At 57.7% G+C, this 23869-nt stretch carries 17 protein-coding genes; 11 read left to right on the top strand and 6 right to left on the bottom strand.

Features of this window, described 5'->3' with window-relative positions:
- Positions 1–93 precede the first annotated feature (93 nt).
- Positions 94–462 carry a PilZ domain-containing protein gene (locus tag J1D76_RS07465; RefSeq protein ID WP_421137724.1) on the bottom strand — a complete coding sequence of 123 codons (369 nt, stop codon included), beginning with the start codon at positions 460–462 and terminating at the stop codon, positions 94–96.
- 159 nt (positions 463–621) lie between these two features.
- On the opposite strand from J1D76_RS07465, the gene J1D76_RS07460 reads away from it, so the two are divergent.
- The 5 genes from J1D76_RS07460 (at position 622) to lanM (ending at position 7662) form a co-directional block, all read left to right on the top strand.
- On the top strand, positions 622–2688 hold the full coding sequence (locus J1D76_RS07460; protein ID WP_421137723.1) for a carbon starvation CstA family protein: 2067 nt from the start codon (positions 622–624) through the stop codon (positions 2686–2688).
- A 15-nt stretch (positions 2689–2703) separates the two neighbouring features.
- On the top strand, positions 2704–2901 hold the full coding sequence (locus J1D76_RS07455; protein WP_007895266.1) for a YbdD/YjiX family protein: 198 nt from the start codon (positions 2704–2706) through the stop codon (positions 2899–2901).
- A 123-nt stretch (positions 2902–3024) separates the two neighbouring features.
- On the top strand, positions 3025–3996 hold the full coding sequence (gene yjiA / locus J1D76_RS07450; RefSeq protein WP_421137722.1) for a GTPase: 972 nt from the start codon (positions 3025–3027) through the stop codon (positions 3994–3996).
- 372 nt (positions 3997–4368) lie between these two features.
- Entirely contained in the window at positions 4369–4524 is a 156-nt protein-coding gene (locus J1D76_RS07445; protein ID WP_421137721.1) for a hypothetical protein, read from the top strand.
- Between the two features lie 258 nt (positions 4525–4782).
- On the top strand, positions 4783–7662 hold the full coding sequence (lanM, locus tag J1D76_RS07440) for a type 2 lanthipeptide synthetase LanM (protein ID WP_421137720.1): 2880 nt from the start codon (positions 4783–4785) through the stop codon (positions 7660–7662).
- A gap of 73 nt (positions 7663–7735) precedes the next feature.
- Here the strand turns inward: lanM and glyA are convergent, their stop codons facing one another.
- Positions 7736–8989: a serine hydroxymethyltransferase gene (gene glyA / locus J1D76_RS07435; RefSeq protein WP_421137719.1), complete on the bottom strand. Its 1254-nt coding sequence runs from the start codon at positions 8987–8989 to the stop codon at positions 7736–7738.
- 214 nt (positions 8990–9203) lie between these two features.
- Positions 9204–13052: a bifunctional diguanylate cyclase/phosphodiesterase gene (locus tag J1D76_RS07430; protein ID WP_421137718.1), complete on the bottom strand. Its 3849-nt coding sequence runs from the start codon at positions 13050–13052 to the stop codon at positions 9204–9206.
- Between the two features lie 276 nt (positions 13053–13328).
- On the opposite strand from J1D76_RS07430, the gene ettA reads away from it, so the two are divergent.
- The 6 genes from ettA to gdhA all read left to right on the top strand — a co-directional run bounded on the left by ettA (position 13329) and on the right by gdhA (position 20398).
- The gene (ettA, locus tag J1D76_RS07425) at positions 13329–14993 is read left to right on the top strand and encodes an energy-dependent translational throttle protein EttA (RefSeq protein ID WP_150773382.1); all 1665 of its coding nucleotides are present in this window, start codon (positions 13329–13331) and stop codon (positions 14991–14993) included.
- Between the two features lie 486 nt (positions 14994–15479).
- Positions 15480–16352: a sugar phosphate isomerase/epimerase family protein gene (locus J1D76_RS07420; protein WP_421137717.1), complete on the top strand. Its 873-nt coding sequence runs from the start codon at positions 15480–15482 to the stop codon at positions 16350–16352.
- 89 nt (positions 16353–16441) lie between these two features.
- A complete protein-coding gene (locus J1D76_RS07415; protein WP_421137716.1) occupies positions 16442–17152 on the top strand; it encodes an AzlC family ABC transporter permease in 711 nt (236 codons plus the stop codon).
- Entirely contained in the window at positions 17149–17484 is a 336-nt protein-coding gene (locus J1D76_RS07410) for an AzlD domain-containing protein (protein WP_421137715.1), read from the top strand. The genes J1D76_RS07415 and J1D76_RS07410 overlap by 4 nt, the downstream gene beginning before the upstream one ends.
- A 44-nt stretch (positions 17485–17528) precedes the next feature.
- Positions 17529–18812, top strand: a complete 1284-nt coding sequence (locus tag J1D76_RS07405) for an aminotransferase class I/II-fold pyridoxal phosphate-dependent enzyme (protein ID WP_421137714.1) — start codon at positions 17529–17531, stop codon at positions 18810–18812.
- Between the two features lie 248 nt (positions 18813–19060).
- Complete coding sequence (gene gdhA / locus J1D76_RS07400) at positions 19061–20398, top strand: NADP-specific glutamate dehydrogenase (RefSeq protein WP_421137713.1); 1338 nt, start codon at positions 19061–19063, stop codon at positions 20396–20398.
- On the opposite strand, the gene J1D76_RS07395 is transcribed toward gdhA, so the two are convergent.
- The 3 genes from J1D76_RS07395 to J1D76_RS07385 all read right to left on the bottom strand — a co-directional run bounded on the left by J1D76_RS07395 (position 20395) and on the right by J1D76_RS07385 (position 23635).
- The gene (locus tag J1D76_RS07395; protein WP_421137712.1) at positions 20395–20889 is read right to left on the bottom strand and encodes a GreA/GreB family elongation factor; all 495 of its coding nucleotides are present in this window, start codon (positions 20887–20889) and stop codon (positions 20395–20397) included. The genes gdhA and J1D76_RS07395 overlap by 4 nt on opposite strands.
- A gap of 179 nt (positions 20890–21068) precedes the next feature.
- Positions 21069–22922: a DUF4105 domain-containing protein gene (locus J1D76_RS07390; protein ID WP_421137711.1), complete on the bottom strand. Its 1854-nt coding sequence runs from the start codon at positions 22920–22922 to the stop codon at positions 21069–21071.
- A 224-nt stretch (positions 22923–23146) separates the two neighbouring features.
- Entirely contained in the window at positions 23147–23635 is a 489-nt protein-coding gene (locus tag J1D76_RS07385; protein ID WP_421137710.1) for a DUF3015 domain-containing protein, read from the bottom strand.
- Positions 23636–23869: the final 234 nt, after the last annotated feature.

Genomic DNA, 23869 nt, shown 5'->3' with positions numbered 1-23869 from the left:
TGCTCGCGATTTCGGTGTGTCAGCGAGCAACAATGTTGACTGTCAGATTGCAATCGCGAGCAGGCTCGCTCCTACAGGAGGATTGGGGGGCGGCTAGTTTTCGATCAGCGCACCCAGTTCTCGTTCAAGCTCGGCCTCATCAGCCAGGTTGAGCTCGATCAAGCGCCTCAGCCGTTCAATGGATTCCAGGCTGATATGCCGGCAGACAAACCCGAGCTGGCCATGGTCGTCGTGAGCCAGTTGCACATCCAGGGTGATCTCAGCGTCTTCACTCAGGTGGATAACGACCAGAAAATCCACCTGCGGATTACCCAGCCACGGCTCGGGGCGCTCGATCAGCAAGCCCTTGAGCGACAGATCAATCAACTTCACCGGCCAGGCGTGTTCACCCTGACTCAGCTCGGTGCGGGCATCGAACGCAATACGTTTGAAGCGACGACGGTCTGCAGGGTGCTCGCTCATGGCGCGATCCTCGAAAATGTACGCTGACTATAGACCCGCCTGATCGAAGGCTGCCACCGTGTGCAGGTGTCTAGACCAATGTCGGGGTATGGCCTTTGCCGTCAGGAGCGCTAAACTCAGGTGGCTGTCTTTCTTGTCCACTCTGGCTGGAATATCAAAATGAAAAATAATAATAGCCCGCTACGCCATCTGCCCTGGCTGGTGCTGGCAATCGTCGGGGCGTGCGCCTTGGGTGTCGTGGCATTGCGCCGGGGCGAGGCAATCAATGCCTTATGGATTGTGGTCGCTGCCGTGGCCATTTATCTGGTTGCCTACCGCTACTACAGTCTGTTCATCGCCAACAACGTCATGCAACTCGATGCACGCCGGGCCACGCCTGCCGTGATCAACAATGACGGGCTGGACTACGTACCCACCAACAAACACATTCTTTTTGGTCACCACTTCGCGGCAATTGCCGGTGCAGGTCCGCTGGTCGGCCCGGTGCTGGCCGCGCAGATGGGCTACTTGCCCGGCACGCTGTGGCTGATTGCCGGCGTGGTGCTGGCCGGTGCCGTTCAGGATTTCATGGTCCTGTTCATGTCCACCCGCCGCAACGGTCGTTCCCTGGGCGACATGGTTCGCGAAGAGATGGGCCGTATCCCCGGCACCATCGCGCTGTTCGGCTGCTTCCTGATCATGATCATCATCCTCGCGGTGCTGGCGCTGATCGTAGTGAAAGCGCTGGCCGAGAGCCCGTGGGGCATTTTCACGGTGATGGCAACCATCCCGATCGCGATGTTCATGGGCATCTACATGCGCTACATCCGCCCGGGTCGCATTGGCGAAATTTCGGTGATCGGCGTGATCCTGCTGCTCGGTTCGATCTGGCTCGGCGGGCAGATTGCCGCGGACCCGGTATGGGCCAAGGCGTTCAGCTTCACCGGTATCCAGATCACCTGGATGCTGATCGGCTACGGTTTTGTCGCGGCGGTGTTGCCGGTGTGGCTGATTCTGGCGCCACGTGACTACCTCTCCACGTTCCTGAAAATCGGCACCATCGTCGCGCTGGCAATCGGCATTCTGGTGACCATGCCCGAGCTGAAAATGCCGGCGCTGACCCAGTTCATCGACGGCACTGGCCCGGTGTGGAAGGGCGGTCTGTTCCCGTTCCTGTTCATCACCATCGCCTGTGGCGCGGTCTCCGGTTTCCACGCGCTGATCGCTTCCGGGACCACGCCGAAGCTGCTGGATAATGAAACCAATGCGCGCTACATCGGTTACGGCGGCATGCTGATGGAGTCGTTCGTGGCGATCATGGCCATGGTCGCCGCGTCGGTGATTGAGCCGGGCGTGTACTTTGCCATGAACAGCCCGGCTGCCGTGGTCGGCGGCGACGTGGTAGCGGTGGCGACCGCAGTCAGCAACTGGGGCTTTGCCATCACGCCGGAAGCGCTGCAAGCAGTGGCCCACGATATCGGTGAAACCACCATCCTGGCCCGTGCCGGCGGTGCGCCGACGCTCGCGGTCGGTATCGCGCAGATTCTGCACAGTGTGTTGCCGGGCGAGAACACCATGGCGTTCTGGTACCACTTCGCGATCCTGTTTGAAGCGCTGTTCATCCTGACGGCGGTGGATGCCGGGACTCGTGCCGGGCGTTTCATGCTTCAGGATTTGCTCGGTTCGTTCGTGCCGGCCCTGCGCCGCACTGAGTCCTGGACCGCCAACCTGATCGCCACCGCCGGTTGCGTGGCCATGTGGGGCTGGTTGTTGTACCAGGGCGTGATCGACCCACTGGGCGGCATCAATACCTTGTGGCCGCTGTTCGGTATCTCCAACCAGATGCTGGCCGGTATCGCGCTGATGCTGGCAACGGTTGTGCTGATCAAAATGAAGCGCCAGCGTTACATCTGGGTCACCATGCTGCCAGCGGTCTGGCTGCTGATCTGCACCGTGACCGCAGGCTTCATCAAGCTGTTCGACGCCAACCCGGCGATCGGCTTCCTGTCGCTGGCGAAGAAATACAGCGACGCGCTGGCCAATGGTCAGCTCCTTGCCCCGGCCAAGGACATCACGCAGATGCAGCACGTGATCTTCAACGCCTACACCAACGCAACACTGACGGCGCTGTTCCTGTTTGTGGTCTTCAGTATCCTTTTCTACGCACTCAAGGTCGGCATTGCCTCTTGGGGTACAAAAGAGCGTACGGATAAAGAAGCGCCATTCCAGGCATTGCCGGAAGCGTGATGGAGGATTTGCATCATGTTCAATGACCTGAGTCGCCTCGGTAAATACCTCGGTCAGGCCGCACGCCTGATGGTCGGCATGCCCGACTACGACAACTACGTCGAGCACATGCAGACCAAGCACCCGGACAAACCGGTGATGAGCTACGAGATGTTCTTTAGGGAGCGTCAGGAAGCCCGTTACGGTGGCAAGGGTGGGCCCAAGTGCTGTTGAAACACAGCACTTAGGCCGCACATTCTCCCTGTAGGAGCCGGCTTGCCGGCGAAGGCGATCTTCGGGACGCCCTCGCCGGCAAGCCGGCTCCTACAGTTTTTTCTGCGCCCAGGAGACCTTATTTTGTCAGCCCCCATACCTGTCACGATCCTCAGCGGCTTTCTCGGCGCCGGCAAGACCACCCTGTTGCGCCACCTGCTCAAAGCCGAGCACGGCCTGAAAATCGCCGTGATCGAGAACGAATTCAGCGACGCCGGTATCGACACCCAGTTGTTGGGCGACGAACCGGTGCAAGTGATGACGCTGTCCAACGGCTGCGTCTGCTGCACGATTCACACCGACCTGACCAAAGCGCTTTATCTGCTGCTCGAACGCCTGGACAGCGGCGACATTGCTTTCGACCGCCTGGTGATCGAATGCACAGGCCTCGCCGACCCGGCACCGGTTGCGCAGACCTTTTTCATCGATGAACAATTGCGCGAGCGCTACATCCTCGACGGCATCATTACCCTGGTGGACGCGGCCCATGCCGACCTGCACCTGACCCAGACCATCGCCCAGGCGCAAATCGGTTTCGCCGATCGCTTGTTGGTGAGTAAGCGCGATTTGGTGGACGAGCCGACATTTAGCGCGTTGAGTGAGCGCCTGACCCGCATCAACCGACGTGCGCCGATTCGTATCGTCGACCATGGCCAGATCGACTTGGCCGAACTGCTCGATGTGCGCGGCTTCAACCTCAACGCTGATCTCGGTGGCGGCGTGAGTTTGCGCCCGGTGAGCCAAGCGCCCTCCATCGACCGCATTTCCAGCCTGGTGCTGCGCACCGAAAAACCGCTGAATATCGACAAGCTCAGCGAGTTCATGAACCAATTGCTGGAGGACCATGGCAAACAGTTGCTGCGCTACAAAGGCGTGCTGAACATCCAGGGCGAGCCGCGGCGCATGGTGTTCCAGGGCGTTTTGAAGCTCTACGGTTTCGACTGGGACACGCAGTGGGCCGATGATGAAACCCGCGAGAGTGTGATCGTGTTCATTGCCGATGAGTTGCCCGAGGAAAAGATTCGGGCAGGGTTCGAACGGGTTAGCGTCAGTTGAGCTACGACACCCGATGAAAGTTGAAACACCGATCGCCCGCTTGATGCGGGCGCTTTCTTGTTAGTGGATATTAATTTTTGTGGACAGTTGCTTTGCTTGAGGCGTTCCGCCTCCTCGTAATGTATGTGCTGATTATTCTGGTTGAATTTTTGTCTGCCTGAAAACCAGCCTGTTGTTGGGTGAAGATGATGTCTGGGCGATGTAGCTGTTTCGGAGTGTGTGAGCTGGATGCAACTTATTGGAATTACGCAGAAGGCTAAGTGAAGAGGTGGTTTACATTTGGTTTGATTTGCTCGGCAGCATGAATTTGTTTTGGGTGATAACTTTCAAAGGCGCCAATCAAGGCGACAAAATGTTATCAGGAGCAACATCATGCAAGAACAAATCATGGACCTGTCCGGTGAACTCGAAGCCGAATTCGAAGCATATGTAAGTGCTGGCGACGCCAATGCCGATGGCGGCGAAGCCCTGTGCACCAACATCTCCTGCGGGACTTTGCAGTGCACCGTTCTCGGCTGCGGTTGCTGATTTTCCTTTAATACAGGGCGAGCCTTTGGCTCGCCCTGTTTGCATGAGCGGTGAGCGATGTTGACGAACGTTTTGGGTGTTGCCGAGCGAGTAATAGTGAGTGCCACATCAGCACTTGGTCAGGAGCAATTACGCAAGACAATAGAGTGGCTGCATAAAGACGACAGGGCTGTTCTGCGTTATTTTGGCGTTGATCGCAAGACGTTACTTGAGCGGCTTGAATGTCATTCAATTAAAAAACATAAACTTGGTTCGCCGGTGATCGAACGACTTGAGCAGCAGGTAATCGAATTTCTGCAATTGCCTGTTGAACACGGTGGATATACAGAGGAAAGCTTCAGTGGTTTTGCCGGTCGTTGGCATGCTTACTTTAAATATTGCTTTGAAGTTAATCCGCAATACGCCTGTGTCAATCAGTGGGCCGATATTGAAAGCGTACTGCTCAGTGCCCATCCGTATCTAACGGCCAAGGTAAAATACCTATCGGAAAAGTCACTGGTCCACCAACTCAACAGCCAGATAGCAGAAGGCGCTGAGCTGGATCTGCAATCCTTTGATCGAGCGCTTGAAGGCGATGCACTGCATGCGTTTCTGACCCGTTATCCAGTTCTCACTCGCTTGCTGGTGACATTGATCGAAGACACGGTCGCTTACCTGTACAAGGTAATCGGGCATTTTGCGCGGGACATTGATCGTCTCCAATCAGCGTTTGCATTGTCCGGCAGGCGGATCGGTTCAATACGCCTGGGTTTGGGGGATGCGCACGGCCATGGTGAAACGGTCTGCTCTGTACAGGTCGGCGCCCAGTCGCTGGTGTACAAGCCACGAAGCAACCGCGAGGCACTGTTTTACGGCGTACTGCTTGAACAGCTGTATGCAAGCACCGCTAACCCGGGTTTTGCCGTTTACAGTCCGGTCATGGTGTCTGAAGACAACCATTGCTGGGTCGAACACCTCGAAAACCGGCCCTGTACAACGGCGGCCGAGCTGACGGTGTTTTTCCAACGCCTCGGAACCCAAGTGGCGTTGATCCATGCCTTGAACGGCATCGACTTTCACTACGAAAACATCATTGCCTGCGGCAGCAGCCCGGTGATGATCGATCTGGAATGCCTGTTCACCTCGGCCATGATCGATTTGCGTACACAATTGCCGCTCGGCGGTGCGTTGTTCAAGACCATCAAGCTCAATTCCGGATCGGTATTCTCCAGTGGCTTCGTGCCTTATTCCCCGGACTCGGACAATGACTGTAGTGGCTTGAGCCGGCAGCAGCAGTTCACGGCGAAAAAGAAACAACTGGTTCGTGAGCAGGGGTATTACCGCTTGAAGTCGATCGATTTCGACAGTCGGCCAGACATTCGGCACTTGCCCGTACTCGACGGCCAGACGCATTCGGTCATTGACCACCAAGACGCCTTTCTTCGCGGTTTCGAGCGCGGCTACGATGACGTCGAGAACCAACGGGAGACCGTTCTGTCGATGCTCGCCGAACACGCCGCCGGGTTAAAAACCCGGGTCCTGATCAAAAACACCCAGCGTTACGCCGACTTCGTTTCGATGATGGTCCATCCGCGGTTTACCCAATGTGCCATACACCATGAACTGCTGTTGGCGACGTTATGGTCGGACCTCAACGAGGGACTGATCGATCACGATATTCCCGGGTTTGAGATCGAAGATCTTAAGGACGCCAACATTCCGTGTTTCACCCTGGCGCTGTTGTCCGATCAACTGCTCAATGCCCAGGGCCAGCCTGTTGCCCGCCTGGCAATCGAAACGCCCTACGACAGTTGCCGGCACAAGCTGGAAAGCCTGTCGCCCGCCGACAAAGCCTTGCAGAAACACATACTGCAAATGTGCTTGTTCCCCGTAGCCCATGCAGCCTTGCCCCTCAATCGTGCGCATCATTTCAAGGCCGTGCCGCCTTTGAGCGAGACACAATGCCTGGAAGGCGCCATGCGCATTGCCAGGGTGATTGAGCGCACGCGCATAGATGGCGCGGCGGGGGATGTTGGCTGGACCTTCATGGACACTCACCCTATAACCCGGCGCCACTTCATTTCGCCCATGAACAACGGGTTGTACGAAGGCATGGGTGGCCTGGCGATTTTTTACCTGAGCCTGTTTCGTTGCAGCAAAGCACCCCATTACCTGAAAGAAGCCGAACGGATTCTGTGCTCGATGGCCAGCTCCCAAGGGCATTTCTCAAGCGAGCAAAGTGTCAGTGCCTATTTCGGCCAGACGTCTTATCTGTACGTTCTGCTCAACCATCGGTTCATCTCTGGCCGTCAAACCTACCAGGCAACCATCGACGACCTGTTGCTCCAGCTCGCGGTGTATCCCAAGGACGGTGATGCGTTCGATTTCATCCACGGCTGGTGCGGTGCGGTGACGGTTCTGGTGAATCTCTATCAGCGTGAGCCACGCGAAACCTTGCGCGCCCTGATCGAATCGCTCTCGCTGGCCATCCAGTCAGCGCTGATCCTGGAAAACGGCACCTTGCTGCTCAAAACCACGGGCAAGCCGCTGTGGACGGGCTTCTCCCACGGTATTTCCGGCGTGCTTCATGCCTTGCAAAAAGTCTGGGAGGTGACCCGGGAAGGCCGGTTGGTCGAGTTGATCAGCCAGTGGTTGCACGCGGAAAACCGTCTGGTGGTCGACGGCTTCTGGCTGGACCTAAGGGAGAGCGCGACATCGACTCCCCCCATCAAGTGGTGTCATGGCGATGCCGGCGTTCTGCTTTGCAGGCTCGGATTGCTGCAGTCGATGGGACCGGTGCTGAACGTCGAGACCAGAACCGTGCTGGAGCAGGATCTGGAGCGTTGCGAACAGCACCTTTGGGCGCTGGGATTGGGTTGCGGTTTTGGCTTGTGCCATGGCGATTTCGGCAATTTGCTGTGCTTGCTCAAGCTGTATCGCGACACGGACAATGACACAGGGATCGCGCGCGTCAGGCAGGCGATGTCTCAGGTGGCGCACAACTTCTTCAATGAAGATTTCCTGGACCCGCGCAATGTCCCTGACCTGGGCATGATGCTCGGCATCACGGGTGTCGGCCAGGCATTGCTGCAGGGGATGGATGCGGGGTTGCCCGATGTGTTGACGCTGGCGTTTGCCAGTTCTTCCGACAGGCTTTGAGCGAGCCAAAAGATAGGCAAAAAAAACCGGCCATCTCTGGCCGGTTTTTCATGCCTGCGCTTCAGCGGGCTGATTAAGCGCCGTACACCGGCAGCTTCTTGCAGATTGCCTTGACCTTCTCACGAACGGCATCGATCACCGCTTCGTTATTCAGGTCAGCCAGGATGTCGCAGATCCAGCCGGCCAGTTCCTTGCACTCTGCTTCCTTGAAGCCGCGAGTGGTCACAGCCGGGGTGCCGAAGCGCAGGCCGGAGGTGACGAACGGGGAGCGTGGGTCGTTTGGCACGGAGTTCTTGTTCACGGTGATGAACGCTTTGCCCAGAGCGGCGTCGGCGTCTTTACCGGAGATGTCCTGCTTGATCAGCGATAGCAGGAACAGATGGTTTTCAGTACCGCCGGAAACCACGTCGAAACCGCGCTCGATGAACACGCCGGCCATGGCCTTGGCGTTTTTCACCACTTGTTGCTGGTAGGTCTTGAACTCAGGCTGCAGTGCTTCCTTGAAGCAGATCGCTTTAGCGGCAATCACGTGCTCCAGCGGGCCACCCTGGGCGCCCGGGAATACCGCGGAGTTCAGCTTCTTCTCGATGTCGGCGTTGGCGCGAGCCAGGATCAGGCCGCCACGTGGACCGCGCAGGGTCTTGTGAGTGGTGGTGGTCACGACGTCAGCGAAAGGCACCGGGTTCGGGTAGACGCCAGCGGCGACCAGACCGGCCACGTGGGCCATGTCGACGAACAGGTAGGCGCCAACCTTGTCGGCGATGGCGCGAAAGCGCGGGAAGTCGAGGATCTGCGAGTAGGCAGAGAAACCGGCCACGATCATTTTCGGCTTGTGCTCAACCGCCAGGCGCTCGACTTCGTCGTAGTCGATCAGGCCGTTGGCGTCGATGCCGTACTGGATGGCGTTGTACAGCTTGCCTGAGGACGAAACGCTGGCGCCGTGGGTCAGGTGACCACCGTGGGCCAGGCTCATGCCCAGGATGGTGTCGCCAGCCGACAGCAGGGCCAGGTAAACGGCACTGTTGGCTTGCGAACCGGCGTGTGGCTGAACGTTGGCGTAATCGGCGCCGAACAGTTCTTTGGCACGGTCGATGGCCAGTTGCTCGACGACGTCAACGTACTCGCAACCACCGTAGTAGCGCTTGCCCGGGTAGCCTTCGGCGTACTTGTTGGTCAGTACCGAGCCTTGAGCTTCCATCACCGCAGGGCTGGTGTAGTTTTCTGAAGCGATCAGCTCAATGTGCTCTTCCTGGCGCTGAGCTTCTTGCTCCATGGCGGCAAAGAGATCGGCGTCGTACTTGGCAATAGTCAAATCACGGCTGAACATGGCGGTCCTCAAGGATCGGGGGCGGAAAAGGGGGGCATTCTAACCCAACGGGTTTTAGATGGCATATGAAACGGCATCATGTCGCAGACAAGTGGGCTTCATGACCAGATATGCGGTGTCTGACAGGGCCTCTTCGCTGGCAAGCCAGCTGGACGCGTTTCAACTGTAGGAGCTGGCTTGCCAGCGAAGGGGCCGAATGCCACGCCACACGGTTTCAGTCGAACATGAACGGCGCATCATTGCATAACTGCTCTTCAAACTGCCCCGCGGGCATCGGCCGCCCGAACAGGTAACCCTGCACCTCATCGCAACCGTGCTCGCGCAGGAAGCCCAGTTGCTCCTGGGTTTCCACACCCTCGGCGATCACCGCCAGGTTGAGGCTGTGGGCCATGGCGATGATTGCCCGTGCAATCTGTGCATCCTGCTCACCCGACGGCAGGCCATCGACGAAGGTGCGGTCGATCTTCAGCACATCGATCGGGAACTGCTTGAGGTAGTTGAGCGATGAGTAACCGGTGCCGAAGTCGTCGACCGCAATGCTCAGGCCGAGGTTTTTCAGGCCGTCGAGGATCTGCATCGCTTCGCTGACTTCGCGCATCAGGATGCTTTCGGTCAGCTCCAGCTCCAGGCACGCCGGCGGCAAACCGGTTTCCTTGAGGATGGTGGCGATCCGCGTGCCGAGCTGGCCGTCGGAGAACTGCCGCGCCGAGATGTTCACCGACACCTTCGGCACCCGCACCCTGGCCTGATGCCAGGCCTTGAGTTGGCGGCAGGCTTCGCTGATCACCCAGTCGCCGACATCCACCACCAGCCCGAGCTCTTCGAGCACGGGAATGAAATCCCCAGGCGGCACCAGCCCGCGGCGCGGATGGCGCCAGCGCAGCAGGGCTTCGGCACCGGTCAGGCGCTTGCCGTCACCGCTGAACTGCGGCTGGTAATACAGCACGAATTCGTTCTGCTCCAGGGCATGGCGCAAGTCGCTTTCCAGCTCCAGGCGCTCCAGCGCACTGGCGTTCATGTCGGCCTGATAGAACTGGAAATTGTTCTTGCCACGCTCCTTGGCGTGGTACATCGCGGTGTCGGCGTTCTTCATCAGCTGGCTGAGTTCGTTGCCGTCCTGGGGGCTCAGGGCGATGCCGATACTGGCCGTGACGAAGAACTCGCGGCCTTCGAGCACGAACGGCTTCACCAGGCTGGCGAGGATCTGTTCGGCCACATGAATGGCCCGGTTCAGTGCGATTTCACGGTTGGCCCGCGGTTGCAGGAGCAAGGTGAATTCATCGCCGCCCATGCGCGCTACGGTGTCGTCATCGTCGACGCACCCGAGCAGGCGCGTGGCCATTTCCTTGAGCATGCGGTCGCCAGCGGCGTGGCCCAGGGAGTCGTTGATCGGCTTGAAACGGTCGAGGTCGAGGAACATCAGCACCACCCACGATTTTTGCCGTTCGGCCGATTGCAGCGCAGTGTGCAGGCGATCCTGGAACAGCGTGCGGTTGGGCAGGTGGGTCAGGGCGTCGTAGTAGGCGAGGCGGTGAATCCGTTGTTCACTGGCCTTGCGCTCGCTGATGTCACTGAAGAAACACACGTAGCTGGCCAGGTCGCCTTCATCGTCGAGCACCGCCGTGATCCCGACCCACGCCGGGTAGTGCTCACCGTTGCGGCGCTTGAGCCAGACTTCGCCTTCCCAAGTGCTGTTCTGGCCCAACTGCTTGAGCACATAACGCAGGTGGGCTTCCTGCTGGTCGTCGACGGTCAGCATGTTCGGCAACTGGTCGAGGACCTGTTCCACGGCATAGCCGCTGACCCGACTGAAGGCTTCGTTGGCCTGGACGATATAGCCCGCCGGGTCGGTGATCAGGATCGCCGACGTCGAGTGTTCGAATACCGTGGCGGCCATGCGCAAGTCTTTCTCGGCGCGGCGTTGCTGGCTGATGTCGCGGCCGACACCGAGCACACCTTCGAACGCACCGTGCTCGTCCCAGACCAGCACCAGGCGCAACTCGATCGGGATCTTGCGCCCGTCGGCCCGCAGGCAATCGAACAGGAACAGCTGGGTTGGCACCTGGCTGCGCAGCAATGCCAGTTGCTCCGGGTGATCCAGCGCTTTGCTGACCCGGTCCATCAGTTGATAGATGCCGGTCAGTTGTTGCGGGTTGGCGATGATCGATTGCCAGCCGTTCTGAAAAATCCACTCGGCGTCGTAGCCGAGCACCGCTTGTACCGAGGGGCTGACGTAATTGAGGGACAAGCGGCTGTCGGTCGAGAAGATCACGTCGCTGATGCTTTCGGCGAGCATGCGGTAGCGCTGTTCGCTGTCACGCAGCGACTCGCTCGCTTCGATCTGGTCGGTGATGTCCTTGGCCACGCCGATGATCCGCGTGACTTGCTCATCCTTGTCTCGCGCCAATGCCTGTTCGCGAATTTCGAAGCGTCGCCATTCGCCGTCGCGATGACGGAAGCGCAACTGGCACTGCATCAATTGACGATAACCGGCCTGGCGCTGAATCTGCCGGGAGCGATGGTAATAGTCGGCGTCTTCGGGGTGCAGGAGGATTTCCCAGAAATACTCGCCCATCTGCTGCAGTTCGGTGCGGTTGTAGCCCAGGGTCTGGCCCAGGTGGTGGTTACTGAAGATCATGCGCTGGCTGATCACATCCTGCACATACAGGTGATCCGGCACCGTGCGCACCACGTCCGACCAGAATCCTTCGCGTTCCTGCAGCGACAGTTCGATGAGCTTGCGACTGGTGATGTCGGTGATGCTCAGGATCACTGCTTTATAGTCGTCGCGGGTTTGCGGCAGGCGCAGCACCAGCCACAGGTGCTGGTCGCGACCGCTGGCGTCTTCCAGCTTGATTTCCAGTTCAAGTTGTTGCTGCTGGTTGAGCACCGCCTCCAGCAGCTGATTGCCGATGGCGGTGCCATCTTGCGGCTGGCCGTCGATCAGCACTTGCCAGGCTTTGTCGGCGTGATCGACGTTGAGCAGTTGCAGCGCAACCTGGTTGACCTCGGTGATACGCAACTCCCTAAGCAGTGGCCGGCGTTGTTCCGGGATCGTCAGCCACGCTTGCAGTTGTCCGCTGTCGTATATCTGCGCCTTGTCGAAAAAGCCCTTGAGCCCGGACATGTCGAGCACACACAAGGCCACGCCGGTGCCTTCGAAAATGTCTTGGTAACGCCGACGCCCTTCATTCAATTGGCGCTGGCGCCGGCGCATGTTCAGCAAAGCGATGAACGGCAACATGGAGAACGCCAGGCCCAGCAGGCATTTGCCGATGAACGCTGGCAGCAGTTCTTCCAGCACGCGCTGGCGGTCGAACAGGCCGCGCAGTTGCCAGTCGCTGCTGCTCAGTGGAACGGTCAGCACGCTGTTGGCGACATCGTCCTCGGTCAGCGTGCCCGGATTGACCGACGGCAGGGCTTCATCGCGGCTGATGATCTGATGGTTGATGCGGTTTTCCACCAGCCATAAAGGACGGTCGCCGGCTTCGCTTTGCTTGGTCAAGGAGGAAAAAAAGGTCGGCGTCAGGCGCAAAGCCCAATAGCCCCGGGAACTGCCGCTGGCCTGATGCAACAACAGGTGCACCACGCAACCGTCGGTCGCGTTGCTGAAGTAGTGCGCTTGGGCATGACTGCGGCGCACCAGCTCTTGCATGTAATCGCTGTCATCGTTTTCGGGGGCACTGTCACTGATGACTTTGCCCGAGGGTGTGAGTAATGCCAGGCTGCGCAGCTCGGGCAGCGACTGTTGCAGCTTGCGCAGCAGCCCTTGCAGTTCTTCGGTGTCTTGCGGTTGTTCGACGATCGGCAACAGGTTGAGGGCAATCTGCGCGTTAAGCGCCATGTTCAGGCTGACCTGCGCGGCCAGGTCGGCGGTGTAGTCGATGGTGTACTGGCGCTGGGTCTTCTGGGTTTCATGTAACTGGTCGAACAACTGCCAGAACAGCAGGGCCAGCAGCAATAATACGAGGGTCGCCAACGTACCCTTCAAGGTTCCGCGCAGGGGGGAGCCGGGCGCTATGGGCGGCGCACTGGAAGTCAGAGGCGGAGGGACGTTGGACAAGCTGTAATCCTGCGGTTTGGCTGGACCGTCGCGGCGTGCACTATAAGCCCCACGCCCGAAGGGCGGCTAGCATGCCTTGAGTTGTGGCGAAGTGCCAGCCCCTGTCCGTCGGCTGGACTGCCACCGGTCATTCAGGTAGCTTTGCCGGTTACGCGGGAGCGTTCCAGCTCCTAGACTCAGACTTTTTCAGCGTCGCCTCCTACGGACGACGCGCGCAGTCTGGCCGGGCAATGCCTGCGCTCCAATCATCCATCAGTCACTGACCCAAGGTTCTCCATGGCTCAATACGTATTCACCATGCATCGGCTGGGAAAAGTTGTTCCGCCGAAGCGGGAAATCCTGAAAAACATCTCCCTGTCGTTCTTCCCCGGCGCCAAGATCGGCGTGCTCGGCCTTAACGGTTCGGGTAAGTCCACGCTGCTGAAAATCATGGCCGGCGTCGACACCGAGTTCGAGGGCGAAGCCCGTCCGATGCCGGAATTGAACATCGGCTATCTGCCGCAGGAACCGATCCTGGACCCGACCAAAACCGTGCGCGAAGTGGTCGAGGAAGCGGTCAGCGTGATCAAGAACGCCCAGGCTCGCCTGGACGAGGTCTACGCGGCTTACGCCGATGAAGATGCCGACTTCGACAAGCTGGCCGCCGAACAGGCCAAGCTCGAAGCCATTCTGCAAGCCGGTGACGGTCACAACCTTGAACGTCAACTGGAAGTCGCCGCCGACGCGCTGCGCCTGCCGGCCTGGGACGCCAAGGTCGAATTCCTGTCCGGTGGTGAGAAGCGTCGTGTGGCCCTGTGCCGCCTGCTACTGTCCGCACCGGACATGCTGCTGCTCGACGAACCGACCAACCACCTGGACGCCGACTCCGTTGCGTGGCTTGAGCACTTCCTGCACGACTTCCCGGGCACCGTGGTCGCGATCACGCACGACCGTTACTTCCTGGACAACGTCGCTGGCTGGATCCTGGAACTCGACCGCGGCGCGGGCATTCCTTATGAAGGCAACTATTCGGGTTGGCTGGAAGCCAAGTCCGACCGTCTGGCTGCCGAATCCAAGCAGCAGTCGGCTCACGAAAAAGCCATGAAGGAAGAACTGGAGTGGGTGCGCAAAGGCGCCAAGGCCCGCCAGTCGAAATCCAAGGCTCGTCTGCAACGCTTCGAAGAAATGCAATCGCAGGAATTCCAGAAGCGCAGCGAAACCAACGAGATCTACATCCCGGCCGGTCCGCGCCTGGGCGACAAGGTCATCGAATTCAAGAACGTCACCAAGGGCTACGGCGACCGCGTGCTGATCGACAACCTGTCGTTCTCCATGCCTAAAGGCGCCATCGTCGGCGTGATCGGCGGTAACGGTGCCGGTAAGTCGACCCTGTTCCGCATGCTGATGGGCAAGGAAACGCCGGATTCGGGTTCCATCGAAGTCGGTGAAACCGTGCAACTGGCCTGCGTGGACCAGAGCCGCGAAGACCTGGACGGCAGCAAGACTGTGTTCCAGCAGATCTCCGACGGTTCCGACCAGATCCGCATCGGCAACTACGAGATCCCGTCGCGTACCTACGTCGGTCGCTTCAACTTCAAGGGCGGCGATCAGCAGAAGTTCGTCAAGGACCTGTCCGGTGGTGAGCGCGGTCGCTTGCACCTGGCCCTGACCCTGAAGGAGGGCGGTAACGTCCTGCTGCTCGACGAACCGTCCAACGACCTCGACGTCGAAACCCTGCGTTCCCTGGAAGAAGCCCTGCTGGACTTCCCGGGCGCCGCCATTGTGATCTCTCACGATCGGTGGTTCCTTGACCGCGTCGCGACGCACATCCTGGCGTACGAAGACGACTCGCAAGCCGTGTTCTTCGAAGGCAACTACACCGAGTACGAAGCCGACCGTAAAAAGCGTCTCGGCGAAGCGGCTGCCCAGCCGCATCGTGTACGCCACAAGAAACTGGCCTGATTTAAAGTCGGTGGCTGAATAGAGGCCCCCAAGTGAAGGCCATTGAATGTAGTCCTTGACTGTTAATTGCTTGAAATCCAAATCCGATGCCTTGTCAGGTATCGGATTTTTTTTGCCTGTTCGTCGGGTTGGGAACCCATTCTCACTTTGTTACTACCTGCGAAGAAAGTACATGTTGTGAAGGCAAATAGTTACACGTTCGGGGCCGTATGTGGCTGTTTGTTAGTGTTCCAATATTTTTGAAAATCTTTGGTTCGTTAGCTCCAGCTTTGGTTGAGTGTAACTTTATCTGTCTTGTGGTTGAGTAAGTGTTTCGATAAATGGCGCTGTTTTGTTGGTTTTATATTCTGAAATGATTAGAGGATTCCAAATTTTTGTTGATGGGTTATGGTGCGCTGGAATCTGTATTAAGTGCTGATGGTATTTTATGTCGAGGTTGTCGCTGTCGACTGGTGGTGATAACAAAAATAATCTTGGGGTTTGAAAATGGTAAACATGACAGGAAGTTATCGTAATGATGCATGGCCGGAGTATATAAGTGGTACTGCTCAGCAGAACTATCTAACGGCCGAGGCAGGAATACTGGAAGCCGCCAAGCAAGGGTACAGTCACTGGTATATTGATGGAAGTTTACCTGGCGAACACCCTTCTGACTGGACAGAAAGCCGAATCGAAGCGCTGTGTGAAACAATTTCAAGGCTCGGGGTCAAGCCTATTTACCATGGCAACTTCAAAGCCCCTCTGGGAAGTGACGTCCGTGAGTTGGGTGGGGCTGCACTGGATTACATAAAACGCGAAGTTGATTTGAGTTCCGCACTGGGCGGTGCACCGGTCATCGTTCATGGCGGTGGAATCGTAGAACCACGCCTGGTTATTGAAGCCCGGCGGTTGGGGTTGAACGCACTTATCGATAATTTGGGTGAGCTTGTAGAGTACGCACGTGAGCGGAATGTTGAAATTTGGTTGGAGAATCTGAGTAACTATACGAAATTTCACCCGTTTTATTATATTTGCGTTAACGAAGAAGAGTATGCGGAAGTCCTCGGCAGTGTTCCGGGGCTTAAATTATTTTTTGATGTGTCCCATGCCCATGCCCATGTCAATGATGGTGACCCTGTTAAGGTTTTCGAGCGACTGCATCAATATGTGGTTGGAATGTCCTTCAGTGACAATAAAGGAGAGCGCGACTCACACTTTCCACTGGGCAGGGGCTCCTTGGACTACCCCGGGCTTGTCAAAGCAATTCTGAAACATGAATGGCGTGGCCTGGTAGGGTTCGAGACTCGCGGCAGCACGCTGTCGGATAGCCTTGCTTACCTCAATGCGATAGGCAACAGGATCAGCGATAAAGTGGCCTGATTCAGGGCGGGTCGTTCAGGTCACTTGCCTGGAAGTGACCTGATACTCAAAAAGCTGTGTTGACTTTCTGTTAAATAAAGGTGGCCTCTGTGAGAGCTATTCGTGAAAGGTTTCGCCATAGTGGTGATGGTTTTTCAAAAGGCTGTATAGATTCAATCCCGGTTTGCCTGGCGTTTTTGTTCATGTTTTTTTCCATTGGCGTTCTATTGGCGTCAGCGGGTTTTTCCCTGCTCCAGTCTATAGTCATGACACTTGCTGTACATGCTGCTCCGCTCCAAGTGTTCATCGGTCAATCTGATGGAGGCATAGGCGTAGGGGCACTGATCATGATTACGCTGTTGGTTAATTTTCGTTTCATGATTATGTCATCAGTACTTTGTGAACAATTCAAATCAGTTTCATTGGCGAAAATGATGTGGTCGGTACAGCTACTGTCTGTGTCGACCTTCACGCTTGCCAACGCTACGAAAGGCGGCACGCTGGATAGTTATCGTTATTACCTGGGTGCTGGCATTGCAAGTTTGTCCGTTGCGATATTCGCAACCATCCTGGGGTATCTCATACGTGCTGACTTGGGCGTTATGGCATATGCAGTGATTGCGATGATATTACCGATTCACTTTACAGCGCTTGTTGGAATGTCCTGGCCCAAGTGGCGGCCTGTTCTTGCCACGGCTATCGGGTTTATAGCCACGCCCATAGTGGGGGTATGGTTGGGGGCGTATCACGTATTTGTTGTTCCTCTGGTACTGGGTGCCGTATTTCTTTCTGCCGAACGCCTGAGTGGTAAGACTTCATGAGTAACTGGATGGTGATACTGGTCGCCGCGGGTGTGTCATATCTGTTGCGTTTTTTACCTGTTTTGATTTTTCGGAAATACAAGGTCAATGGTGATGGCAATGTCTATGTGTTCTTGAGTTATTCAGCCTGCGCAGTGATGGGCGGTATCATCTACTCCATCGCCTTCGCAGAGACGTTGTTTCAGGATTGGCAAGGGCATTTCGAAGGCCCTCAGTTAATAAAACTGGCTGTTATCCTGCTTTCATTTTTTATCGCCGCATTCACTCGAAGTGTTATTAAGTCGTTGATTGCTTGTGCGTCGATTTATGCCAGTGCGCTTTATTTAATTTGAAGAGCGTGCGTTGCCCACATCAAGATAGTTGAAAGGTATTGAAGATGAATGTATTCGCAGGCTTTGAAAAGCGCCCTGGCGAACTGACTCGCCAGCAACTTGAGACTTGCTATTTCCGAGTCAAGGATAACCCACCCGATATCAATATGGCTCGAGGGTTGCCCTCAGGTGCACAACTGGAGCTGGCTAACTCTTTCCTGTCTCTACCTGGCAAATCAGACTTTGTCTCAGGTAACGCTATCGACTGGAGGAATTATGGTGATTTGCAGGGGCTGCCGGAGATCCGGGAGTTAGTCGCGGACCTATTGTTGGGGTTGTCGGCGGATCAGATCGCAGTGGGGGAAAACTCGAGCCTTGCTTTGATGCATGAGGCGCTCGGTTACGCGTTCAGCCATGGGCTTTACGCCAGTCCACGCCCTTGGGGGAAGGAGCCATCGATCAAGTTTCTCTGCCCGGTACCAGGTTATGACCGCCACTTTTCTATGTGTGAAGACTACAACATCGAAATGGTGCCGATCCCCATGCTCGAAACGGGACCGGACATGGACATGATCGAGCGCTTGGTGGCGTCGGACCCAACGATCAAAGGTATGTGGTGTGTGCCCAAGTACAGCAACCCATCAGGCACGGTTTACTGTGGTGAAACGGTGGCGAGACTAGCAAGGATGCGAGCCGCCGCAGAGGATTTCGTACTGTTTTGGGACAACGCCTATGCGGTCCATCATCTGACTGATGACGAGGTGTCCAACCAGCCTATTGCGCAGTTGTGTGAAGAGGCGGGGCATGGCGATCGGTTCTTTGTTTTCGCTTCGACATCGAAGATTGTTTTGCCGGGAGCCGGGTTGGCTTTTTTCGGGTCATCTGCGGCAAACCTCGCCTGGTGGTTAAGCCATCGCAAGTACCGGACTATCGGTCCGGACAAAGTTAACCAGTTGCGCCATTTGCTGTTTCTCCGTGACAGTCAGGGTCTGTCCGACCACATGAGGAAACACCGCTCGCTGCTGGCGCCCAAATTCGAAAGGCTTGAGGCTCAATTGTCTAGCGGATTCGATGGTGTCAGTCATGTGCGCTGGACCACGCCGAAAGGTGGGTACTTCGTCAGTCTGGACTTGCCCGAAGGGTGCGCGCGCAGGGCAGTGGAGCTTGCACTACAGGCGGGTGTCGCGCTGACTCAAGCGGGTGCTACCCACCCGAATGAATTAGACCCCTGTGACAGCGATATTCGACTGGCACCGACTTGTCTTGATCTTGAAACGCTCGACGTCGCCACTCAGGTATTGGTGCTATGCGTGCTGCTTTCGATTGCGCAGCAGGAATACTTCCGGTAACAAACTTTGATCAAGCCCCCATCTGAAGAAGTGGGGCCTTAGTCATTGGGTGGTCTCTGTATGGTGCACGGCCTCATCTATCAGTCCTCATTTCGGTGCGTTCACCCGCATTTTTTTGGATTAATTTATATCCAGTGCACCATTTAATTTCATAAAAGCGACATTTTGCGCTGTTCTTGTGCGCGAATCGTTTGTTACAGTCCGGCTCAATCTCCTCCAACGACAATTAATTTGCCGAGACTTTTCCCATGATCGAATCCGTCGAATCCTTCCTTGCGCGCCTGAAAAAACGCGACCCGGACCAGCCTGAATTTCACCAGGCCGTGGAAGAAGTCCTGCGTACCCTGTGGCCGTTTCTTGAAGCCAATGCGCATTACCTGACGTCGGGCATCCTGGAGCGCATCTGCGAACCGGAGCGGGCAGTGGTGTTTCGTGTGTCATGGGTCGATGATCAGGGCAAGGTCCAGGTCAATCGCGGGTTCCGCATCCAGATGAACAGCGCCATCGGCCCGTACAAGGGTGGCCTGCGTTTCCACCCGTCGGTGAACATGGGCGTGCTGAAATTCCTCGCCTTCGAACAGACCTTCAAGAACTCCCTGACGTCGTTGCCCATGGGCGGCGGCAAGGGTGGCTCGGACTTCGATCCTAAGGGCAAGAGTGACGCGGAAGTCATGCGTTTCTGCCAGTCCTTCATGAGCGAGTTGTACCGCCACATTGGGGCGGACGTTGACGTGCCGGCCGGTGATATCGGTGTCGGTGCCCGCGAGATCGGTTTCCTGTTCGGCCAGTACAAACGCCTGAGCAACCAGTTCACCAGCGTGCTGACCGGCAAAGGCCCAAGCTACGGCGGCAGCCTGATTCGCCCGGAGGCCACCGGTTTCGGTTGCGTGTACTTCGCTGAAGAAATGCTCAAGCGCCGTGGGCTTATGGTAGAGGGCAAGCGTGTAGCAATTTCCGGTTCCGGCAACGTTGCGCAGTACGCCGCGCGCAAGGTCATGGACCTGGGCGGCAAGGTGATTTCGCTGTCCGACTCTGAAGGCACGTTGTATTGCGAAAGCGGTTTGACCGAGGAGCAATGGCTGGCGGTGCTGGAACTGAAGAACGTGCAGCGCGGGCGCATCGGTGAACTGGCCGGCCGTTTTGGCCTGGAGTTCCGCGCCGACCAGTTGCCGTGGAGCCTGAGCTGCGATATCGCCTTGCCGTGCGCGACACAAAACGAACTGGACGCCGACGCCGCTCGCACCTTGCTGCGCAACGGCTGCATCTGTGTGGCCGAAGGCGCGAACATGCCGACCACCCTTGAAGCGGTGGACCTGTTCATCGAAGCCGACATTCTGTTTGCCCCGGGCAAGGCGTCCAATGCTGGTGGCGTGGCGGTGAGCGGGCTGGAGATGTCGCAGAACGCCATGCGCCTGGCGTGGACCGGTGGCGAAGTGGACAGCAAGCTGCACGCGATCATGCAGTCAATCCACCACGCTTGCGTGCATTACGGCGAGGAGAATGGCCGGGTCAACTACGTCAAGGGCGCGAACATTGCCGGCTTCGTCAAGGTTGCCGATGCCATGTTGGCCCAAGGCGTGGTTTAAGCCGGCTCGATACGGATCACTTCAATCAATTGATCCCCGGCAGGGCGTTGCCACAGCACTTCGTCGTTGAGTCGAGCGCCGAGCAGCGCCCGACCCAGAGGTGAACCCCAGTTGATCAGGCCGTGGGCGGCATCGGCCTGATCTTCGCCGACCAGTTGCACCCGGTGTTCGGTGTTGTCTTCGTCGGCGTAGGTCACCCAGCTGCCGATCTGCACTTTCTCGGTCGACGTCGCGACGGGAACCACCTGCGCGCTGCCCAGGCGCTGCTTGAAGTAACGCAAATCCCGTTCGAGATCGGCCAGGCGCTGCTTGTCCGCCTGCTCGCCCCTGGCTGATTGTTCGGCGTGCAGGGTTTGCAGTTCGCTGACTTTGTCTTGCAGCTGATTCATGCCCGGCGGCGTGACGTAGTTGGGCTGCGCGCTGACCTGCCGTTCGACAGGCTGATCGGCTTGCGCGGCAGCGTTATCCTCATTGACGAAGGCTCGGCTCATGGAATTCTCCCGGTATAGGGTTTGGGCCATGATTGCAGGCATTTGGTTTCGTCGAGTGTCTGAAAACGACTCAGAACCCTGTAGGAGCGAGCTTGAAGTGGTGCCTCAGCCAGCATAATGTGTACTGGTTTACCGCTATCGCGAGCAGGCTCGCTCCTACAGGGGAATGGTGTGTCGGGTCAGTAGTGATACCACTTCACCTCAAGCAGTACTTCGTTCTCAGGCGTGGCCAGGTGACTGAACTCGCGCTGGGCACTCAGGCGCAGACCGAGATTGCGGGAAATTTCCCACTGCTGATTCAGGCTCAGGCTACGACGCACTTCACCATTGGTGAAGAAATCACCCTTGGCTTCGAGGCTCAAGTTACCCACCGGGTTCTTCCACAACACACCAGTGTTGAAACCGGCCGCCGGCGCGATGAACTCGGCGAAGTCGTTGTTGTGCTCGATACGCACAGTACCCAAGGCAAAACCGAGGGCGTCATCGCCCAGTTGCCAGGTACCACCGCCACCGCCATTGACGTGGCTGACCAGGGTTTGATCATCCTGTTTGCCCGGCACCCGCTCAAGGCCCCCGGTGACTTGCCACGACAGCGGTTGCAACAACTCGGTGCGTGGAGTCAGCGAACGAATGGTCGCCAGGTCCAGTTGCTGCACTTGCCAGTCATTGCCTTCGTACTGACGCAGTTTCAACTGCAGGATCTCGATCTGCGCGCCGAGGGGAAAGCTTTCGCTGTTGTCGTTGAGGTCGTGATACGCCATGCGCAAGCCGTACTCGCCGAAGGTCTTGTCGCCACGGGTGCCGAGGCCGAGTTGCCAGGTGCGCGATTCGTGACCGTCTTCCGGCAGGCCGGGTTGCGCAATGTTGAGTTCCGGCGCGGGGTTCTGGTTGATCGCCCGCAGCAGTTCGAAACTGCGCTGGGCACGCGCCGGGTCACGTTCCTGGCCGTTGGCGCGGTAGCGCTCCAGGCGATAGGCGGCATCGATGATCAAAGCCTGGCGGTCGCGGGGTTGTGCCTTGAAGGCTGGGTCTTGCAATTGCTTCTGGTCGGCGCTGACTTTCAACACCCATTGCTGCTCTTCGGGGTTGAGCGGCGCGGCGCGGCTGAGCAGTTCGCGCTCCCGGGACGGGCGATACCGGATCGATTCCACCAGCCCGGCCTCTTTCACCGCCTTGACGGTGTCGGTGGGGATGGCGGTGATCGGGAATTGCCCGGTCAGGCGCAGGCTCGGCCGCGCCACTTGCAGCAATTCCAGCAGCCGGTACGAACAGTTCTCGTCAAAGAAGTAGTAGTCGAACTTGATCTGCTTCAACTCCCAGACATGCTCGACCATCCGTGCGGTTTCCTGCTGGGTCAGGTTCAGCCGGTATTCCCACAAATCACGGTTTTCCAGGCTGCGGTATTCGGAGAGTTTTTCTTGATAGGGCACCAGCGCGAACAGGCCCGGATAGCCGCCCATCAGGCCTTTCCAGGCATACAGGATGCTGTTGTCCGAGCCTTCGATGTAGGCGCCGAAGTTGATCGCGTAGCTGAGCAGCGACGTCTTGTCGCTTTTCACGTCGGCCTGGTCGATGCGCAGCAGCGTGTGGCCGAACATCGAGGAAGGGCTGTTCAGGTAGGCGGCCGGGAAGATCATCACCGCGCTGTCGGGCGAGACGTCCTTGAACCATTGCTTGAAGTCGGCGCAGTCCGGCGTCGGCAGGTCGGTGAAGTTGAGTTGGGCTTTCAACCAGCGGGTGCGGGCCGGGTAGACGCATTGAGCGTGTTGTTCACCGGCACTGGCGGGGGCGTACAAGGCTTGTACGGTCGCCGCCAGTTCATGGTCCGGATGCTCGGCGCCATCGGCGGCGAGGAAGAACTTGCGGTCGCTGACATAGCTGCGCCAGCCGCCGAGCTTGGCAGTTTCGTAATGGCCCAGGGAGATCCAGAAAGGGTCGTTGGCCAGTTGCTGCAAACGTTGAGGATCGATTTGAGGCGCGGCGGACAACGGAGCGCAGGCACACAGCGCCAGCCAGGCAAGGCGTTTGAGCATAAATGGCAACTTAAGTCGAAAAAAAACAAAGCCCGCAGAGTGCCTTGACCTTTAGGAGCTGGCTTGCCAGCGAAGGTCGTTAACGATAACGCGTGTCTACCGGGTGAACACGGCGCCTGAGAAACCTTCGCTGGCAAGCCAGCTCCTACCGTCAGCGATTCTCCAAAGAGGGGCGCGTGCAAAAAACAAAACCCGCTTCCCGAAAGAAGCGGGGCGGTTCGAGCTTAAGCCTGGGTGGCGTACTTGGCCAGTCGAGGGTCGTTTTTCAGGACGGCCAGGGTGTTGGTATGCACATCTTCGGCAGTCACATCAGCCTTGCTGAAGATCTGCTGGAAGTGCTCGTGAGTGACGGCGGCGAAGTGCGCACGGTCTTCCGGCGCCACGCCCAGTACCACGGCGTAAGTGGTCAGCGCTTCGCCCTGACCCTTGGCCATGTCTTCGGACAGCTCGTTCATCATGCCATTCATGGCAAACCAGGATTTGCCGCCGTAGGTCAGCGACGCATTGGTCGCGCAACCGTTGGTGCCGGAGGTCATGCCGAAGGTTGCGTTGCCGGAGGTGCCGTTGGTGGTGGATGCCATGAAGTGAGCTGGAGTGCCACGCTGGCCTTCGAACAGCATGTTGCCCCAACCGCAATCCGGGCCGCCAGGCGCTTGCGCCATGGCATTGATGGATACAGCGGCGAAGAGAGTACCGAGAAGAATCCGTTTCATAGCTGTGTTCTCTTTATGTGCGTACCAATTGACAAGGGGTGTCTGGCCCATCAGGTGCCAGTGGGCCGGGCATTAGCCAGCCGCGCAGTTTGGAGTTTAGGCACGATCACGGGGTTCCGTGTTTTTTTGCAAAACAATCGTCACCGACGCAGGTTTCAGCCTGCCCCGCCTGGGGTTGCCCGATTGTCTTCGCTCAGGCCTGCGGCACTCCTTGCCAGTCGGGCATGGGCAGCG

It is taken from the genome of Pseudomonas sp. NFX15 (genome assembly GCF_049132105.1).
Lineage (GTDB): Bacteria > Pseudomonadota > Gammaproteobacteria > Pseudomonadales > Pseudomonadaceae > Aquipseudomonas.
Note: the sequence above shows the minus strand (reverse complement) of the source record. Positions and strands in the feature narration are given on the sequence as shown.

Excerpts from the sequence above, each read along its gene's own strand:
- J1D76_RS07460 (WP_421137723.1), top strand. The coding sequence starts at position 622 with ATGAAAAATAATAATAGCCCGCTACGCCATCTGCCCTGGCTGGTGCTG.
- J1D76_RS07390 (WP_421137711.1), bottom strand. The coding sequence starts at position 22,922 with ATGCTCAAACGCCTTGCCTGGCTGGCGCTGTGTGCCTGCGCTCCGTTG.
- J1D76_RS07420 (WP_421137717.1), top strand. The coding sequence starts at position 15,480 with ATGGTAAACATGACAGGAAGTTATCGTAATGATGCATGGCCGGAGTAT.
- J1D76_RS07395 (WP_421137712.1), bottom strand. The coding sequence starts at position 20,889 with ATGAGCCGAGCCTTCGTCAATGAGGATAACGCTGCCGCGCAAGCCGAT.
- J1D76_RS07455 (WP_007895266.1), top strand. The coding sequence starts at position 2,704 with ATGTTCAATGACCTGAGTCGCCTCGGTAAATACCTCGGTCAGGCCGCA.
- J1D76_RS07445 (WP_421137721.1), top strand. The coding sequence starts at position 4,369 with ATGCAAGAACAAATCATGGACCTGTCCGGTGAACTCGAAGCCGAATTC.
- J1D76_RS07405 (WP_421137714.1), top strand. The coding sequence starts at position 17,529 with ATGAATGTATTCGCAGGCTTTGAAAAGCGCCCTGGCGAACTGACTCGC.
- J1D76_RS07410 (WP_421137715.1), top strand. The coding sequence starts at position 17,149 with ATGAGTAACTGGATGGTGATACTGGTCGCCGCGGGTGTGTCATATCTG.
- glyA (WP_421137719.1), bottom strand. The coding sequence starts at position 8,989 with ATGTTCAGCCGTGATTTGACTATTGCCAAGTACGACGCCGATCTCTTT.
- gdhA (WP_421137713.1), top strand. The coding sequence starts at position 19,061 with ATGATCGAATCCGTCGAATCCTTCCTTGCGCGCCTGAAAAAACGCGAC.
- J1D76_RS07465 (WP_421137724.1), bottom strand. The coding sequence starts at position 462 with ATGAGCGAGCACCCTGCAGACCGTCGTCGCTTCAAACGTATTGCGTTC.
- J1D76_RS07385 (WP_421137710.1), bottom strand. The coding sequence starts at position 23,635 with ATGAAACGGATTCTTCTCGGTACTCTCTTCGCCGCTGTATCCATCAAT.
- ettA (WP_150773382.1), top strand. The coding sequence starts at position 13,329 with ATGGCTCAATACGTATTCACCATGCATCGGCTGGGAAAAGTTGTTCCG.